We start from the raw sequence: 17197 nt of genomic DNA, 5'->3' as shown, positions 1-17197 counted from the left end.
TGACATCTGGTTTTTTAGAAATAAAAAGATCTGCCCGATTAAATTCGAGCAGATTCTTGTATCTAAGTTATTTAATGCCTTGTTCCTTTTTCATTCGATCAATTTCAGGTCCAAGCTCGTCGTGTATTGTGCCTTTCCAAGGTTTTACGCCAGCGATGTATGAGGAGCGAGTCATAATATGCCCCCCAACAGGACCAGTGATGAACAGGAACAGTATACCGAGCAAAATACGGGGATTAAAGTGATCTTCAATAAGCCAAAAGTGAAAGAATACGCCAATGAGTATACACATGACACCGAGCGTTGCACTTTTAGAAGCAGCGTGCGCACGTGTGTACAAATCAGGTAAACGGACAAGACCAATGGCTGTCACAACTATAAATAGCACCCCTACAGAAATGAAAAAGATAACTAAGCTATTAGCGAGAATTGTCACGTTTAATGATGTCTCCTTTCTCTATGAATTTAGAGAAAGCAACAGTACCGATAAACGATAAAATCGCTAACAATAATATAATCTCCAGGAAGAAGCTTGTTTCAACCAGTACTGAAAACAGTCCAATTAGCGAGATTACTGATACACCCAATGAATCCAACGCTACCACACGATCGGATGCAGAAGGTCCTTTAACCATTCGATAAATGACTGCAATCATTGATAAGCAAATCACTACAATCGAAACAATAATAAACGTTGTCATGATTTACTCACCTCCAAAATCGCTTTCTCAAATGAATCTCGAATTGCTGTAATCGCTTCATCGACATCACTCATGTCGATCGCATGCACATACAAAGTTTTTGCATCATCTGATACGTGCACTACTACAGTACCAGGCGTTAACGTAATGAGACTCGATAATAATGTAATTTCCCATTCTTGTGTTAAAACAGTCGGATAGGCAAAGAACGCAGGCTGCATATCTAACTTTGGTTTTAAGACTACTCGAAGAACTTGTATATTCGCTAACACTAACTCCTTTAAAAAGAGTAAAGTCAGTTTAATGATTGCCCATATACGGTAGACGTAAAGACGAGCAGTAAAAAATCTACGCATAATAATGAGCAATATAATACCGAGAATGAACCCAACGATAAAGCCTGTTGCTGTGTAATTAGAAGAAAGGAACATCCAAACGAAGGCAAGTACAACATTTAAAATAATTTGAAATGCCATATCTCTAATCCTCCTTCATTACAGCATCTATATAAATAGATGGATCACTTAATAGTTTTGCCGCATCGTCCATAAATGGAGTAATCCATTCAGAGCCTACACCATACGCTACAGTAATGAGCACTAAAAGCACAGTAGGCACAAATAGTGTATTGTAGACTTTTTTATCGACAGTACCCGTTGTTTCTTTTTCTTCACCCCAAAAGGCATAAAGGAAAATACGAATAACAGACAATAAAACGAGAAGAGACGAAGCTAAAATAAAAATACTGCTCCATTTACTGCCTGCTTCAAAACCTCCCTGTACAATTAACAGCTTTCCAACGAAGCCACTAAGTGGAGGAATCCCTGCTAAACCAAATGCTGCAATTAAATAGCACCAACCGAGAGCGGGATATTTCTTCATAAGACCGCCCATTTTTCGTAAATCGGATGTGCCGGTAATGTAGATGATTATACCGATCAACATAAAGAGCGCTGCTTTAATAAGCATGTCATGAATTAAATAAAACATTGCACCCTTTAGAGCAACCTCATTCATTTGAGATACACCGAATAAAATAACACCTACAGCTATGACAATATTATAGATAATGATGAGCTTCACATCATGATAGGCAAGTGCGCCAATGCAGCCCGCAATAATTGTTGCAACTGCTAATGCCATCAGTAGATCATGTGTATACGATAAATCATGAACAAAGAACAATGTATATGTTCGGGTAATCGCGTAAATGCCAACCTTTGTTAGTAGTGCACCAAATAGCGTTAGTACTGGTATAGGTGCTGCTGCATAAGAAGTTGGAAGCCAGAAGTATAGCGGGAAAATAGCCGCTTTTAACCCAAATACCATTAAAAATAGTACAGCTATAACGGTAACGATACCTGGCTGATTAATTTCTGCAATCTTTACCGCAATATCTGCCATGTTTAATGTACCTACTACAGAGTAAAGGTAGGCAACTGTAATAACAAATAATGCAGATGAAATAACATTAATTAAAATATATTTAATGGAACCTTTAAGCTGTCCTTTTTCGCCCCCAAGAACGATGAGTAAATAAGAGGCCATTAACAATACCTCAAAGAACACGAAAAGGTTAAAAATATCGCCTGTCGTAAATGCCCCGTTAACCCCAGTTAAAATAAACATAATTCCAGGATAATAGAAGAAGCGTTCACGTTCCTTTGTGATGGAACCAAAGCCATACCAAACAACAAAGAGGGCGATCAGCAGCGTTGTTGTGACCAGCAGTGCGGACACCATATCAGAAACCATTGTAATGCCATATGGCACAGGCCAATCTCCGAATGTCACCTTTTGGATACCGTCATTTTTCACCTTTAAAAGCAGTGAAATGGCTGATGTAAGTGCGAGCCCTATACCAAGTAATGCGAATGAACGCTGGTATTTTAAGTTTTTTTGCCCAAACATTAAAATCATACCGAAGAAAAACGGAATGATAATTGGCAGTAGAAGGAAGTTATTCATCCTCATCACTTCCTCTCATTAAGCTTATATCATCTGTCTCGAGCTCCTGATAAGAACGGTAAGCAAGTACAAGGAAGAACGCTGTTACCCCAAAACTAATAACAATCGCTGTTAAAATAAGCGCCTGTGGTAATGGGTCTGCAAAAGTTTTTGCCCCTTCCTTTAAAACTGGTGGCGCTTCTCCACCTAGCCCGCCCATCGTTAAAATGAGAAGATGGGCGCCATGACTTAAAAGACCTGTCCCGATAATAATACGTAATAAGCTTTTGGATAAGATTAAATAAATCGCCGCCATAAACAGAAAGCCTATGACAAACGCCATCAATATTTCCATTATTCATCCTCTCCAATCGTTTGAATAATGGTCATCGTAACGCCGACAACAACCAAATAGACACCGCTATCAAAAAGCATAGCCGTGTGTAAGGACTGTCTACCTAGAAGCGGTAAATCGAAATAATCAAAGAAATGTGTAAAAAACGGTTTACCTACAAACATTGGGAAAGCGGCTGTTGCAAGTGCTAGTAGTAAGCCAATTGCTGTTAAATACGTATAATTTATAGGTAAAACCTTACGAACCGTATTTAAATCAAAAGCAAGGACTAAGAGCACGATCGCACTCGATGTTAAAAGTCCACCAACAAAGCCGCCTCCAGGTGTGTAATGACCAGCAAGGAAAATATGAATGGAGAAGAAGAAAATAATGAAGAATACAATTTTTGTTGTAAATTGTATAATGACATCATTTGTTTTCATGTGTTTTCTCCTTTCGATTCATGCGTAGCTTGATCATTGCTAAAATGGCCATCCCAGCAATAGCTAGCACTGTAATTTCAAATAATGTATCAAATCCACGGTAGTCTACTAAGATAACGTTGACAATGTTTCCACCGCCGGCTTTTGAATAAACTGTTTCCTCATAATACTTCGAAATAGTTGGAATCAATTTTTGTGAATGTGCAGACAGTGCTAAAAGCGTAACCATAACACCGACTGCAATGGAAACAATCGCACGATTTAATTGGAACCTCATACGCTCTTCTCGTTTTCCGAGCTTAGGCAGATGATAAAATGCTAGTAAAAATAGCGCAACAGAAATCGTTTCAATGACAAGCTGTGTTAATGCTAAATCAGGAGCATTAAAAATAACGAAGAATAATGCTACTGTGTAGCCCACAGCACCAAGACCAATAATGGCTGTTAAACGTGATTTTGCCAAAATAGTAATGGCTGTTCCAATGACTAACACCACAACTAAAATGATTTCGTAAGGACGAATAGGTGCAGTGTCTTGGAAGGAGACTGTAAAGGCATTCTTCACAAATAAAGAACCGATGACAATTGCTGCAATGCTACTAAACATATATAGCAGGTAGTGACGCATAGAGCCTGTCATATAAAGACGTGATACACGATTTAACCCAACATCTAGTCCGAGCATAATTTTGTCGTATGCATTATTTAATGTTAAAGCTCGTGGGAATTTTTGATAAATACCCTGCCATTTCGGTAATGCTACAAACAATAGAACCCCAACAAGTACTATGCCAAATGTCATGAGTAATTCAGGTGTAATTTCACCATGCCAAGCTGCCACATGAATATCAATATCCTTTGGTGAATCGTATAAGAATGGCTGAATAGCTTGTACTGCTGGCTTTACAAAAGTATCCCCAACTAGATTCGGAATAAAGAATATTGTTACGACTAATGCTGCTAAAATCATCGGCGAAATGAGCATGCCAATCGGTGCCTCGTGTGGTTTACGAGGTAATTTCTCTGGTTTATATTTACCAGTGAATGTTCTGAAAACAAAATAGAAGCTATAGATAAATGTAAATATACTTGCAATCCAAGCAACAATCGGGAAAAGTGCTCCCCATGTTTCAAAGCCTGAAAATTCGAAATTTCGTAGTGCAAGCATTGCAGTAAAAAACATTTCCTTACTCAAGAAGCCGTTAAATGGCGGTAGACCAGCCATTGATAAGCTTCCGATTGCCGCTACTGTAAAGCTAAGTGGCATAAGACTCATTAAGCCACCGAGTTTACGAATATCACGTGTACCTGTTTCATGATCGACAATACCAGCAATCATGAATAGGCTTCCTTTAAACGTTGCATGGTTGATAAGGTGGAAGATCGCCGCAAAGGCAGCAAATTTAATAGTATCTGTTGCCCCATTGCCATGAAACGCTAAAGCACTAGCGCCGAGCAACGACATAATAAGTCCAAGCTGACTCACTGTAGAGAAAGCGAGGATTCCTTTTAAATCTGTTTGCTTCACTGCGAAGAACGAACCCCAGAATAGCGTTAAGATACCTACGCCTGTAACGAGCCATATCCAAAGCTCAGAAACAGCGAAAATCGGGGTAAAGCGTGCAACTAAATAAATACCTGCCTTTACCATTGTTGCAGAGTGTAGGTATGCACTAACTGGTGTTGGCGCTTCCATTGCATCTGGTAACCAAATGTAGAATGGGAATTGGGCAGATTTCGTAAATGCTCCTAGAAGTATTAAAACAAGCGACCAGGTGAACATCGGATGCTGCACTAAATTAGGTGTCATGACAATAAGTTCACGGATTGAATACGTTCCTCCCATTAAATAAAGAAGAATGAATCCTCCTAACATCATTAAGCCGCCACCGACTGTAATCATCATTGATTTAAGTGCACCAAAGCGAGAGGCATCACGAGAATACCAATAGCCAATCAGTAAAAATGATGAAATTGATGTTAGCTCCCAAAAGAAGTACAGAGTAATTAAATGATCTGACTGTACTACTCCGAGCATTGCTGTCATAAATAGTAATAAGTAAACATAAAAATTATGTAATTTTTCTTTATGTTTGTCTAAGTAAAAAATAGAGTAAAGTACGACCAATGAACCAATTCCAGTAATTAGCAATGAGAAAAGCAAGCTAAGTCCATCTAAATAAGAAACGATGGAAATATCAAGCGATGGAATCCAAGGAAGCTCTTCAAGAAATACTTTACCATCTGCTACTTTTCCGATATAAGATGCGTAAATAATCGCGAGTGTAGCAGGTACTGCAAGAACAAACCAGCCTGTGTGAATATTTTTAATGCTTTTATATAAAAATGGCACAAATATTGCGGCAAGCATTGGAATGAAAATATAAAGTACTTGTAACAAAAAAATCCTCCTTTATGCAGATAAGTATGTTAATTATAACGCACTTCTTGTATGAATGCATTGTACTCATTGGATTTAGCTTGCGATAGTGGAAGAATTTTGGCTATATTATAAATAGGAAGTTATCAATAACAATAGAGGGAAAAAATTTTTATGAAGAATCCTTATATTTATGGTTATCTACCATTAATCACAATTTTATTGTTTAGTTTGACATTTGGGATGTATGCTGTAAGTGAATCATTGCAAGTTTTTCATGCAATCGGTGTGTATTCCGGCATGCGGGAGTTTTTATCCGATTTCGAGCTCCGTGTTTTTTTGCTAATTGTCTTTGCTGGGATCTTTTTTATGTTATTTTCAGCATTAAAATTAGTAGGGGAAACTATTCATGAGCTAGGAATGTTATTTTTCTCCAAGGATAATGATGGTGCGACAGTTAATCAAGCACGAGGCGGATATATCATTTTATTGGTTGGTGCAATATGTTCAGCCTTTGCTATTCAATTTATTTACGTTTTAGTAGGTATTTTTGTCTTAACCGTTCTTATCTACTTTATTTACCTTATCTATAAAATGAGTCATTTTATGTCGATGGGTGGAACGATTGGCTTATTAGTATTTGAACTTTTTATGTGGACTATACTATTATCGCTATTTGTTTATGTTGTTTTAAAATTGTATAATGGCATCTTAGCAAGCTTACCGTTTGCTCATTAAACGCTACGGTTTACATCTTATTCAATTACATAGTAACGTTATACAATAAAAGGAGCAGCCCGAGAGTGAAGAATTTCACTCAGGGCTGCTCCTTTTAGTTTACTTTATTCCAGTAGAACATTAAATAGCTTGTGATGAATCTTATACGCTTCTAATCTCTCCATAGATTGTGGCTTATCGTAGCCAAGCCATACTGCTGCAGTGTATTCATCATTTAATCCAGCGAGCCAGTAGTCACGATAGTCGTTAGTTGTTCCCGTTTTGGCACCGACATAGTTACTTCTACTATAAACGCCTTGTCCTGTACCTTTAGTAACAACATCTGCAAGCATCGAACGCATATACTTAACGGTTTTCGGTGACCAAATTTGATCGCGTTCTGAATCCCAGCTGTAAAGCTCTGTGCCATCAGCTGCTGTCACTTTACGGATGCTATGGGCCAGTACGTATGAGCCGTCTATAAAACTTGTATAGGCGTCTGCTAGTTCAAGTGCTGTAACACCATACGTTAATCCTCCTAGAGAGGCCGCATAATTATGATCTTTTGCCCCGATAGAGCGGAAGTGAAAACGATCTAAGTAACTGAAGGCTTTGTCAACTCCGACTGTGTTAAAGAGACGGAGAGCCGATGTATTATAGCTATATCGAAATGCTACTCGAATTGGTACATCACCGTATTTAAAGCCTCCATAGTTTTGTGGACAAAATGAACCGACACAATAACTGCCACCACTAACGATAGAATCGGGTGTGTGTGCTGTCGTTTCAAAGAAAGGAGCATATACCGCTAGTGGCTTAAAAGCAGAGCCTGGCTGACGCGTACCTTGAAAGGCACGATGATAACCAAACTTTTCATAGTTTTTCCCAGCATAAAGACTAACAACTTCACGAGATGTATTATCAATAACTGCTCCAGCTGCTTGTAATTTGCCTGAACCTAGAATTGCAGTCATTTTCTTCTCATCATGTGCTTGTTTGTCTGGATTTAGCGCGGTATAAATCGTTAATCCATTTTGAAATAATGTATTGAGTCGATTGTCTAGCTGCGCTTTGATTTTTTTCTGCTCTTCCTCGCTTTGTGTTTTGGCAAGTCGATCTGAATAACCTTCTTTTTCTGCAACTAACCATCTAAGCTCTTGTAAGACGTAAGTGCTGTACATAGGGTAGCTTTGTACTTTATTTTTTACATGTAACGTTATCGTTTCTGCTTTATATGTAATAGCATCTTCTTTTGTTATAGCGCCACTTGCTGCGAGTGTATCTAACAGCCGCTCCTGTCTCGCCTTTGTTTTATCAAAGTTTTTTAAAGGATTATACAGTGAGGGGTTATTTGGAATGGCAGCAATAAATGCAATTTCAGCTATAGATAATTCTTGGAGTGGTTTCTGAAAATAATATGTAGCTGCCCCACCGATTCCATAAACTTGATTGCTAAAATAGGCTTCATTTAGATACATCGTTAAAATCTCGTCTTTATCAAATTCTTTCTCAAGCTCATGAGAGTAAAAAATCTCTGTTAATTTTCGTTCATATGTTTTTTCGTCGGATAAATAACGCATACGAACGAGCTGTTGTGTAATGGTGCTAGCACCTTGAGAAGATGAATTTGTGCTTGAGTTAGCAACAACTGCACGGATGATAGCACTGAAGTCAAAGCCGATATGCTCATAAAAATGAGCGTCCTCACTTGCGATAAAAATTTCCTGGGCAATTTTTGGGATTTTCTGTAATGGTAAAGGTTGCCGCCATTCGACATATTCTTCGCTAAATGTTTTGCCGTTTCGATCAATAAGTGTTACTGGAAGCTGTGGCTGTACTTCCGGTAAATGAATAGCGCTAGCAATTTGCTCCTCGTGCGCTTGTGCCATATTGATTTCTGTCCTAATATTTGTACTAATCCACCAAAGGGCAGGCAAGGATAGTAAAATGATAAAAAAACCAAAAGCCTTTTTCATGTGTGCCTCCACTCTAAATATGAGTCATTGAACAGAATAACATAATTTGGATTGTTTCCAAATACGCGTTCAGACCTAATTTGTATTTATCAAATAATTTTGCTACGAAGTTGGAGATGACGTTTGTTAAAATGTATTAATTGATTGGAGTGAAGGCTGGGCGACATAATAAAGTAAAAGGATTCACAAATAGTTTTGTGAATCCTTTTTTTGCTCTTTGGAAGGCGGATGTCGATAAAATTTAAAAGTTGGGCGATAATTCCTGAAAGTATTCCGATAAAACTAAAAAGTTGGATGTCATGTTGTAAAAACGTATGTCATGTGAATAGGTCGATTGGAGTGTGGATGACTTCTTGTGGATTAGCGATAGAGGAACGAAGGCTAAAAGCATCAATAACGCTTACGCTCTGTTTTTTTGTCTGTTACTTATGAAAAGAGGAATTATACATAACAATCCAAGGAGAATGAACAGGATTAAGGTGTTGATTGGATTATCTTTTAATTTTGTATCTTCTTTGTGTTTTTTTTCAAATTCTTTTACTTCTTCTGTTGTATTTACTTTATCGTTTGGAACAAATTCATTTTTATCTACATCATAGTAATAGAATCCGTGTTTGTTAAAGGTGAAAAAGTCATCTCTAACCGTCTTATATGAACTTGAAATCATCGCTAAGTTCACTTTTTCTGTATCAATCATTGTTTTTACATATTTTTTACTTTCTGCTTTAAACAATTCTTTTTCTTTTTTTAATAAGTTGGCTGCATCACTTTTTACTTTTTCTACATCTTGAAGCGTTGTTGCTTTTTTCAATCCCTCTTCAATAAAGGCTATTTGTTCCATTTTCATTTTTTCTTCAAATTCTTTTGTTTTTTGTTCTAATAATGATTTATCTTCTTTTTCTGTTTTAATCAGTACCGTTTTTGTTTCTTTTGCTACTATTTTGGCGGAGTCGTTTTTGTAATAATGAACTTCTTTTTTATTTTTATTATTTACTGAATTCAGATGCTCTTCTGTAACGATTGTTGTTGCCATGCTAGCAGATGAAAAAACGATACTCAACAGACATACCGACAGTCCGATTACACTTATTTTTTGTATAAATTTCATTTCAATCCCTCCATTTTTCTACTATTATCCATATAATCCATCTTTATTATTGATCAAGGGGATATATGAACAATCATAAAAAATATACTAAGGGGGTTAATATGAAAGAATGTTTCTTAACCGGTGACCAACATCGTGCCGCTGCCGCTACGTTAGCACTACGCTTTCGTGCAAAAAACTTCTGCTGTTGCCGCTTCGCTTTCACACAAAAACACTTATTGGCCCAAGCGGCTCAACGGACGCCCGCAGGAAAGAGCCCAGCTGGAACGGAAATCAACTCCACAGTATGGTGATAAGTCCAAAAATTAAAAGTGCAATAAATCGTCAATACTTTGGTGAAGAAAACCAGTAAGAAGTGTGTTAGACTAAAATAAGGTCAGAAATGATAGTACTATCATTTTCATTGAAACTGAAATTTTACATTTAAAGGAGAGACTTCAATGTTTCCACAATTAACAACAGAAGTACTAGAAGGCGAAGTACTTGTAGAAATGAAAACAACATTAGGTGCCATCAAAATTAAATTATTCCCAGAGCATGCACCAAAAACTGTTGAAAACTTCTTAGGCCATGCAAAGTCAGGATACTATGACGGCATCATTTTCCACCGTGTGATCCAAGACTTTATGATTCAAGGTGGTGACCCAACTGGTACAGGTATGGGCGGCGAATCAATTTGGGGTAACTCTTTCGAAGATGAGTTCTCTGAAAAAGTATTTAATCTTCGCGGTGCCCTTTCAATGGCAAATGCGGGTCCAAATACAAATGGTTCACAATTCTTTATCGTACAAATGAAGCACCTTCCAAGTGATATGCTTCGCCAATTACAAGGTGCTGGCTTCCCAGAAGAGATTATTGAAGCATATGCTCAAAATGGTGGTACTCCTTGGTTAGATCATAAACACACAGTATTTGGTCATGTTGTTGAAGGAATGGACGTTGTCGACAAACTTGCAGACGTAGAAAAAGACTTCCGTGATAAACCAGTAGAAGATGTGAAAATCGAGTCAATTACAGTTTTTGAATAATAATTGTAAGGACGTGTAAAACATGAAACATTTAATGTATCAATTTTTATATTTCCCAGAAGATAAATCAGGTTATATTCCTGCAGCTTTTGAATTTTTAATCATGCTTATTTTATGTATTGTTGTATTTACTGTTTTCCGTAAGATTTCTAAGAAACAAGAAATGAAGTCAAAGGAAATCGAAGCACGTATTCTTTCAGAGAAAAATAATACAAACAATCAGCAAAACATTTAAAAACACATTTTTCGTGGGAAGCCAGATGCCTCGCAGCCATTAAGGACTGCGGGGCATCATTCATTCTCATTAATCTTATGCTAAAACACCTCATGTATTGTGTGTCTTCACTCCATTCTCCAGATGCTTAATTTCCTTATGAGATATATTTTCTAAACAAAAAAAAGGATATCTCAGAAAAGCTTGAGAGATATCCTTCACTATTTACTTTTTATTGCTGAAGTGCTTGCTTAAAGCGTTGAACACCATCTTTTACTGTGTCAAATGAGCAAGCGACGTTCATACGTAGGAAGCCGCAACCTTCTTCGCCGTATTTTGTCCCTGGCTCTAATGCAAGTTTGCCATTTTCCAGCAAGCGTTTCATGATTTCTTTTTCATCAAGTCCTAATTCTCGATAATCAATCCAAAGTAAATAAGTGCCCTGGGGTTTTTTAATATGGATGCCGGGTAATTGACCTAATTCAGCAATCACATAGTCCATATTATTTGAAATGTAAGTAAGCATGTCACTTAACCATGGGGACCCCTCTGAATAAGCAGCATGAAGTGCAACTGAAGCAAAGGTATTTAATGAGCCTTGCCCACTAGCCATATGAACTGCTTCTAGTAACATTCGCTTTTCTTTATCCGGTACAATCATATAGGCAACTTGAATACCAGCTAAATTAAACGTTTTTGTCGGTGCCATACACGTAATAATACGATCAATTTCATCACCAGCGATTTTTGCTAATGGTGTATGTTTAGAGCCATCTAACATTAAATCCGAATGAATTTCATCTGAAATAATCACTACATCATATTTTGCACATAGTCGTACGATTTCCTTTAATGTAGCTTCATCCCATACATATCCTCCTGGATTATGAGGATTACACAATATGTAGGCTTTCACGTTTTGAGCAAGTGCTTGTTCAAAGGCTTCAAAGTCATAGACAAATGTCCCATCTTTTTCTACTAAAGGACAATTAACAATCTCTCGACCATTACTTTTCGGGATGTTATAGAATGGTGGGTAGACAGGTGAGGAAATAAGTACTTTATCTCCTGGATTTGTCAGTGCTTTGATACTATCCGCTAAAGCAGCAACAACACCGTTACAGAAAACAATTGATTCTTTGTCAATGTGCCAATCATGATGAGCATTTTGCCAGTCTACGATCGCCTGTACCGCTTCATCGCTAACAAAGCTATAGCCGAAAACAGTCTTTTCAGCATGCTCTTGTAGCGCTTTTGATACGGCTATTGGTGCAGAAAAATCCATATCCGCTACCCACATTGGAAGTATGTCTGAAGCCTCTTGTAGCTCATATACGTTTTCCATTGCGTCCCATTTTACCGAGTTTGTACAACGACGTTTAATAGTTTGATCGAAAATAGACAAGCAAATCACTCTTTTCTTTTTTATTTACTATGGTATCATACGAGTATGATAAAAGGATAATAGGTGAGTATTTTGGAAAATATAAAAATGAATCAAGCAGCCGTACACCTGCTAGAGGAGTGGGATCCATTCCACTTAGGTCCAGATCATTATGATACTGAAACTGCAGATGTTGTAGCAGCATTGCAAGGAATTGATGATCCATCTACTCTTGCAAAGGTTATTCAAGAAACATATGAGCATTCATTTGAAGAATGGATACCATATGAAGATTGTGTAGCCATTTCTTACAAACTTATCGCGATAAAATTTGAAGCAAAATGCATTATTTAACTTCTTCTAGTGGGTGTCAAAACATCCGCTGAAATAGAGGAACTCAGTCTAAGAACGCCACGACCTGTGGCAACGACTAAGTGACCAACATCATGTTGTTGCCGCTGCCGCTTCGCTTTTGCGCAGATAAAACACTTTTGCTGTCGCTTCGTTTTCGCACAGACAAAACACCTTGCTGCCGCTACGTTAGCACTACGCTTTCGCGCAAAAAACATCATGTTGGCCTAAGCACAAAGCCGAATCCGGACGCAATAATGCTTCTGCTTTTCTATAGAAAATGAGGTTGTCATTCAATTTTGAGACAACCTCGTTTTTTTTTATTTAAACAACGGTAAAATTCCCTGAATGAAAATAATTAGTATCGCTATCGGAGAAACATAACGAATTAAAATATACCAAATATTGAACATCAGACTAGATGTTGCAAGCTCCTTACGAGAAATGTCCTTTGTATAATAATAGCCTGCAAAGATAGAAATCAATAAGGCACCAATTGGCATACCGATACTATTGGTCAAAAAGTCTACAAAGTCGAAAATAGAGCGATCTAAAATTTTTACATCAGATAAGATGCCGAATGATAGTGCACTTGGAATACCAACGATAAAAATAATAATACCGCCAATCCAAGCGATTTTTTTACGCTTTTCAGGCTTATCTCCAATTGCGATAGCCACGACAATTTCTAACATGGAAATGGAAGAAGTAACTGTAGCAAATAGTAAGAGTACAAAGAAAATCGTTAAGAACAGTCCACCAAGAGGTAATTGTTCAAAAACAGCAGGTAAAATAATAAATACGAGGCCAGGACCTTGATCAGGTGTATAGCCAAGTGCGAACACTGCTGGGAAAATTACTAGACCTGCAAGTAAAGAAATAATGATATTCATTGATGCCACATTGATGGCTGAATTTCCGATCTTTTCTGATTTTGATAAATAGGAAGCATATGTGATCATTACCGCGATCCCAACACTTAGCGAGAAGAAAGCTTGTCCAAGTGCCTTTAAAAATGTTTCTGCATTTAAATAGGACCAATCAGGGACGAACATAAATTTAATACCTTCCATTGCACCGTCCAATGTTAAAGAACGTATAACTAATACGATGAAAAAGATGAATAACAGTGGCATCATCCATGTACTAGCTTTTTCAATCCCACCTTTAATGCCTGCTGATACAATTACTACAGTTAACAACATAAATAATCCTTGTACAAGCACTGCTTCAAATGGGCTTGAAATGATGTTATTGAATAAATCTGCATAATTACCATTTGAATTTTTGAGATGGAATGTTATGGCGCGGCCTAAGTAGCTTAAAATCCAGCCACCAACAACACTGTAGAATGACAGTATTAGACCGGCTATAATCATGCCACCCCATCCTATGAAGTACCATGGTTTTCCTGGCGCCTGTTCCTTGAACGACGTGACAGCATCCTTTTGCCCACGACGACCAATCATAAATTCTGCAATTAACACTGGCAAACCGATGAAAAATGTACATAGGATGAATAGAAAAATAAAGACACTTCCGCCGTTAGTACCCGCCATGTAAGGAAACTTCCAAATAGCTCCTAACCCTATAGAACTTCCAGCGGCAGCTAAAATAAACCCAATTTTAGATGTAAATTGATCTCTCGAAGACACAAAAATTAATCCTCCTTATACTAAAGTTTCATTTTACAGCAATATTCTCGTTTCACAAGTAATTTCAGAAAATGATTTATAGATATTCTGGAATAATTTTGTTTGAACAGTGGAGGTAATTTTAGCGACGTAATTAGTGTTTGGAGCTATTATTAAAAAAGTAAAATCTATTTAAATATGTAACAATTAGGAGGAATGATTCGTTACATGTGCAAAGGGGGGATGACTGTGACAGAAACTGAATTAATAGAACGGGCTCACCAAGGAGACAAAGACGCCTATATAGAGCTGATCCGAATACATCAACGAACAGTTGAAAAATTTGCCTTTCAATGCGGCGTACATAGTGATGATTTAGCAGATGTTTCGCAGGAGGTATTTGTGAAGCTCTATCGTTTTTTACATCAATTTAAGCAGGATCGTTTTACGACATGGCTCTATAAAATCACATTGAATGCAACACGTGATTATTATCGCAAAGAACAACGAGAGCAGGCAAAGGGAGAAAAGCTAAGTGCTCAGCAACAAATGCCCTCATCTTCAGCAGAAAAGCATGTCCTTAATTTTGAAGAGGATAGGTTATTACATAATGCTATTAAAGAACTTGATGAAAAGTATCGTTATCCTCTTATATTATTTTACTTCCATGAATTAAAGTATGAGGAGATAGCCGAGGTACTAAATATTTCGTTATCAACTGTCAAAGTTCGTATATTGCGTGCAAAGGAAAAGCTCAAAGCGTTGTTAATGCAGGAGGGGAGTGTTGAAAATGGATGATAAACAATTTGAAAAACGAATGGAGCTTCTAAAAAAATCCTATGATCGCATGGAATCACAGTTAGATCCAGAAGCCGTTTTCGCACAAATCGAGGCAGAAAATGCAACACAACATTCGCCAGGAATCATAACAACAAAAAAGCCCCCTTCAAGATGGCAAAAGCCAGCCGTCTGGATAGCGAGCATTGCAAGTGTACTTTTAGTAGGCGTTTTCGTTTCGTCGTATGTGATTAATCCATCGACATTTGTTCAAACAGCTGAACAAGAACAGGAACAAGCAAAAGAAAATGCGTATGACGAATGGCTTTCAAACCTTACAAAAAAATATCAAGAAAAACGTGAACAAATGAGTAAAGAGCTCGACATACCAGAGAAAGAGTTTAGTGAAATAGTTCAAATTGCAGATAATGAATTGTACGATTTATCTAAAAGAAAAGAGATGGTTTTAAGAATACAGAACGCAAATGACAACTATAGAAAAGGTGTAGAAACAGATATATTGGACAATCTACAAACGCCACGTGAGCGAATACAGAGTATCGAAACTTACGAAAATCCTATGTCATTTGAAGAATCTTATTACTTTTATAGTGGATATTCTCACTCAGCAGAAGAAATTGCAAGCTATTATTCTAATAAGCTTGCTCCGTATGAAAAAGTATTATCTCAAAAACCAAAAAGTCTCCCAGCAGACCTAAATAAATTAATTGCTACGGCTGAAAAGCAATATTTGGAATTGCAATATAATGGACAAAGTTATAGTTTTCGACCAAACCCTGTATTCGGGAAAGACGCGCCCGAATATATTGACCGCCTTCACCCAAATGTATTAGGATATTTTAAATACTTGGCTACAGGCTCATTGCTTGTTGGTGGAGATTTACTCTATTCTAGAGAGGATTCGGCAACTATTCTACGGCTCTATGAAAAAACACTTGTAGCGGATAATTCTACAGATATGGATAAGTTCAACGTATTAAAGGGAGAGTTTGAAAATACATGGCTTACCATTTTTAAAGGGACTGACACCAATCCAATTCGTACAAAAACTGGGCAATTCAAACCTGAATACATGGATTTATTAACTACCATTGCGAATGGGGAATATGGTGAGGCAATGCGCAAAACAGCCCAATTAATACTAGATGAAATAAAGTTAACGGGACAATCTAAGACTCTAGAACAGTTAACAACATACGATATATGGATGGGGATTTTATATGCACGAGAAGACTTATTTATGCAGACAGAGGATGGGACAACAAGTATAGCAATTAATCCTGATTGGATAGAGCAAACTAAAACTCTTTACAATTCGTATGTAGAGACGAGGGATGATACAATTATTAACACTTTAAATCCAATTAATATTGTTAGTTTATTTTTATATGCTCATGGGACTGGTGATCGAGAAATAGCTCAGAGACTATTGACTGATGATTTGGATATAGATACAGTTGTTCAGTTTGAGGGGATGGAAAATTTTAAAGCTCTTCATGAAATAGGGGGTTCGTCACTTCATATTAAAGCTGAAGTAAGAAGTGAGGCACGTGGAGTAATTGGACAGCAATTATCCTTTAAATTAACCTCTGTAGTAACTAAAAATGGTGAACAGCATTACCTAATTAGTGCCATTAACGAATAAGGAGATTTTTTGCCCCACTAATACGCGTATGTTATAATTTATGGTGATATATACGTAGCAAACAAAAAGAAAGTGGGCAAAGTTTATGGGAAAAAAATATGAATTAGGGGACGTGTTGAGCGGAAAAGTTACAGGTATACAGCCGTATGGTGCATTTGTTGCGCTTGATGAAGATACACAAGGCCTTGTGCATATTTCCGAAATTACGTACGGCTTTGTAAAGGACGTTAGTGAATTTTTGTCAGTTGGACAAGAGGTAGACGTGAAGATACTTGAAATCGATGAAGATGCCGAAAAAATTAGTTTATCGATTCGAGCTTTACAGGAGCGCCCAGCTACATTGCGTAAAAAAGATGCACTACCACGTAAATCATTGCAGGACCGTGTAGATGAATCGGATGCGAATGGTTTTAATTCCCTAAAAGATAAATTACAGGACTGGATCGAGCAGTCAGGACATTAAAGTGAAACTTTAATCAGTGGGGAGCTCTATCCCCACTGATTATTAGTCTTCACCAATCGGGCGTTTACAGACAG

At 37.4% G+C, this 17197-nt stretch carries 18 protein-coding genes; 7 read left to right on the top strand and 11 right to left on the bottom strand.

What is annotated here, in order from left to right:
* Window positions 1-67: 67 nt before the first annotated feature.
* Genes mnhG through AMS59_RS13085 form a run of 7 tightly spaced genes read right to left on the bottom strand, consistent with a single transcriptional unit; the run spans window position 68 to window position 5826 of the window.
* Window positions 68-436 carry a monovalent cation/H(+) antiporter subunit G gene (gene mnhG, locus AMS59_RS13115; RefSeq protein ID WP_049669147.1) on the bottom strand — a complete coding sequence of 123 codons (369 nt, stop codon included), beginning with the start codon at window positions 434-436 and terminating at the stop codon, window positions 68-70.
* Window positions 420-701 (bottom strand): Na(+)/H(+) antiporter subunit F1, encoded by a 282-nt coding sequence (locus tag AMS59_RS13110; protein ID WP_053484194.1) that lies wholly within the window; start codon window positions 699-701, stop codon window positions 420-422. Before AMS59_RS13110 ends, mnhG begins: the two co-directional genes overlap by 17 nt.
* Window positions 698-1177 (bottom strand): Na+/H+ antiporter subunit E, encoded by a 480-nt coding sequence (locus tag AMS59_RS13105; protein WP_053484193.1) that lies wholly within the window; start codon window positions 1175-1177, stop codon window positions 698-700. Before AMS59_RS13105 ends, AMS59_RS13110 begins: the two co-directional genes overlap by 4 nt.
* A gap of 4 nt (window positions 1178-1181) precedes the next feature.
* Window positions 1182-2669, bottom strand: a complete 1488-nt coding sequence (locus tag AMS59_RS13100) for a Na+/H+ antiporter subunit D (RefSeq protein WP_053484192.1) — start codon at window positions 2667-2669, stop codon at window positions 1182-1184.
* The gene (locus AMS59_RS13095; protein ID WP_049669151.1) at window positions 2662-3003 is read right to left on the bottom strand and encodes a Na(+)/H(+) antiporter subunit C; all 342 of its coding nucleotides are present in this window, start codon (window positions 3001-3003) and stop codon (window positions 2662-2664) included. The genes AMS59_RS13100 and AMS59_RS13095 overlap by 8 nt, the downstream gene beginning before the upstream one ends.
* The gene (locus tag AMS59_RS13090; RefSeq protein ID WP_053484191.1) at window positions 3003-3425 is read right to left on the bottom strand and encodes a Na(+)/H(+) antiporter subunit B; all 423 of its coding nucleotides are present in this window, start codon (window positions 3423-3425) and stop codon (window positions 3003-3005) included. The genes AMS59_RS13095 and AMS59_RS13090 overlap by 1 nt, the downstream gene beginning before the upstream one ends.
* On the bottom strand, window positions 3412-5826 hold the full coding sequence (locus tag AMS59_RS13085) for a Na+/H+ antiporter subunit A (RefSeq protein WP_082337500.1): 2415 nt from the start codon (window positions 5824-5826) through the stop codon (window positions 3412-3414). Before AMS59_RS13085 ends, AMS59_RS13090 begins: the two co-directional genes overlap by 14 nt.
* 153 nt (window positions 5827-5979) lie before the next feature.
* On the opposite strand from AMS59_RS13085, the gene AMS59_RS13080 reads away from it, so the two are divergent.
* Window positions 5980-6543, top strand: a complete 564-nt coding sequence (locus AMS59_RS13080; protein WP_053484190.1) for a DUF5366 family protein — start codon at window positions 5980-5982, stop codon at window positions 6541-6543.
* A 104-nt stretch (window positions 6544-6647) separates the two neighbouring features.
* Here the strand turns inward: AMS59_RS13080 and AMS59_RS13075 are convergent, their stop codons facing one another.
* Window positions 6648-8498, bottom strand: coding sequence for a transglycosylase domain-containing protein (locus AMS59_RS13075; RefSeq protein ID WP_053484189.1), 1851 nt, complete (start codon window positions 8496-8498; stop codon window positions 6648-6650).
* A 400-nt stretch (window positions 8499-8898) separates the two neighbouring features.
* Window positions 8899-9606, bottom strand: coding sequence for a hypothetical protein (locus AMS59_RS13070; protein WP_053484188.1), 708 nt, complete (start codon window positions 9604-9606; stop codon window positions 8899-8901).
* 440 nt (window positions 9607-10046) lie between these two features.
* Between AMS59_RS13070 and AMS59_RS13060 the strand changes: the two genes are divergently transcribed.
* The gene (locus AMS59_RS13060; RefSeq protein WP_053484186.1) at window positions 10047-10634 is read left to right on the top strand and encodes a peptidylprolyl isomerase; all 588 of its coding nucleotides are present in this window, start codon (window positions 10047-10049) and stop codon (window positions 10632-10634) included.
* A gap of 22 nt (window positions 10635-10656) precedes the next feature.
* Window positions 10657-10869, top strand: a complete 213-nt coding sequence (locus AMS59_RS13055) for a hypothetical protein (RefSeq protein WP_053484185.1) — start codon at window positions 10657-10659, stop codon at window positions 10867-10869.
* A gap of 211 nt (window positions 10870-11080) precedes the next feature.
* Here the strand turns inward: AMS59_RS13055 and AMS59_RS13050 are convergent, their stop codons facing one another.
* Window positions 11081-12253, bottom strand: a complete 1173-nt coding sequence (locus AMS59_RS13050; RefSeq protein WP_053484184.1) for a MalY/PatB family protein — start codon at window positions 12251-12253, stop codon at window positions 11081-11083.
* Between the two features lie 72 nt (window positions 12254-12325).
* On the opposite strand from AMS59_RS13050, the gene AMS59_RS13045 reads away from it, so the two are divergent.
* Window positions 12326-12586, top strand: coding sequence for a DUF1871 family protein (locus AMS59_RS13045; RefSeq protein WP_082337499.1), 261 nt, complete (start codon window positions 12326-12328; stop codon window positions 12584-12586).
* Window positions 12587-12903: 317 nt separating this feature from the next.
* Here the strand turns inward: AMS59_RS13045 and AMS59_RS13040 are convergent, their stop codons facing one another.
* A complete protein-coding gene (locus AMS59_RS13040; protein WP_053484182.1) occupies window positions 12904-14238 on the bottom strand; it encodes a sodium-dependent transporter in 1335 nt (444 codons plus the stop codon).
* Between the two features lie 228 nt (window positions 14239-14466).
* Between AMS59_RS13040 and AMS59_RS13035 the strand changes: the two genes are divergently transcribed.
* The 3 genes from AMS59_RS13035 to yugI all read left to right on the top strand — a co-directional run bounded on the left by AMS59_RS13035 (window position 14467) and on the right by yugI (window position 17123).
* The gene (locus AMS59_RS13035) at window positions 14467-15015 is read left to right on the top strand and encodes an RNA polymerase sigma factor (protein WP_053484181.1); all 549 of its coding nucleotides are present in this window, start codon (window positions 14467-14469) and stop codon (window positions 15013-15015) included.
* Window positions 15008-16660, top strand: coding sequence for a hypothetical protein (locus tag AMS59_RS13030; protein ID WP_053484327.1), 1653 nt, complete (start codon window positions 15008-15010; stop codon window positions 16658-16660). The genes AMS59_RS13035 and AMS59_RS13030 overlap by 8 nt, the downstream gene beginning before the upstream one ends.
* A gap of 85 nt (window positions 16661-16745) precedes the next feature.
* Window positions 16746-17123: a S1 domain-containing post-transcriptional regulator GSP13 gene (yugI, locus tag AMS59_RS13025; RefSeq protein ID WP_053484180.1), complete on the top strand. Its 378-nt coding sequence runs from the start codon at window positions 16746-16748 to the stop codon at window positions 17121-17123.
* Window positions 17124-17197 lie beyond the last annotated feature (74 nt).

It is taken from the genome of Lysinibacillus sp. FJAT-14745, from assembly GCF_001275675.1.
Lineage (GTDB): Bacteria > Bacillota > Bacilli > Bacillales_A > Planococcaceae > Lysinibacillus.
This window is presented reverse-complemented; position numbering and strand designations above follow the sequence as displayed.

Bases quoted from the DNA above. Each gene is read 5' to 3' on its own strand.
- AMS59_RS13110 (WP_053484194.1), bottom strand. From the start codon at position 701: ATGACAACGTTTATTATTGTTTCGATTGTAGTGATTTGCTTATCAATG.
- AMS59_RS13105 (WP_053484193.1), bottom strand. From the start codon at position 1,177: ATGGCATTTCAAATTATTTTAAATGTTGTACTTGCCTTCGTTTGGATG.
- AMS59_RS13100 (WP_053484192.1), bottom strand. From the start codon at position 2,669: ATGAATAACTTCCTTCTACTGCCAATTATCATTCCGTTTTTCTTCGGT.
- AMS59_RS13095 (WP_049669151.1), bottom strand. From the start codon at position 3,003: ATGGAAATATTGATGGCGTTTGTCATAGGCTTTCTGTTTATGGCGGCG.
- AMS59_RS13090 (WP_053484191.1), bottom strand. From the start codon at position 3,425: ATGAAAACAAATGATGTCATTATACAATTTACAACAAAAATTGTATTC.
- AMS59_RS13080 (WP_053484190.1), top strand. From the start codon at position 5,980: ATGAAGAATCCTTATATTTATGGTTATCTACCATTAATCACAATTTTA.
- AMS59_RS13075 (WP_053484189.1), bottom strand. From the start codon at position 8,498: ATGAAAAAGGCTTTTGGTTTTTTTATCATTTTACTATCCTTGCCTGCC.
- AMS59_RS13070 (WP_053484188.1), bottom strand. From the start codon at position 9,606: ATGAAATTTATACAAAAAATAAGTGTAATCGGACTGTCGGTATGTCTG.
- AMS59_RS13060 (WP_053484186.1), top strand. From the start codon at position 10,047: ATGTTTCCACAATTAACAACAGAAGTACTAGAAGGCGAAGTACTTGTA.
- AMS59_RS13055 (WP_053484185.1), top strand. From the start codon at position 10,657: ATGAAACATTTAATGTATCAATTTTTATATTTCCCAGAAGATAAATCA.
- AMS59_RS13030 (WP_053484327.1), top strand. From the start codon at position 15,008: ATGGATGATAAACAATTTGAAAAACGAATGGAGCTTCTAAAAAAATCC.
- yugI (WP_053484180.1), top strand. From the start codon at position 16,746: ATGGGAAAAAAATATGAATTAGGGGACGTGTTGAGCGGAAAAGTTACA.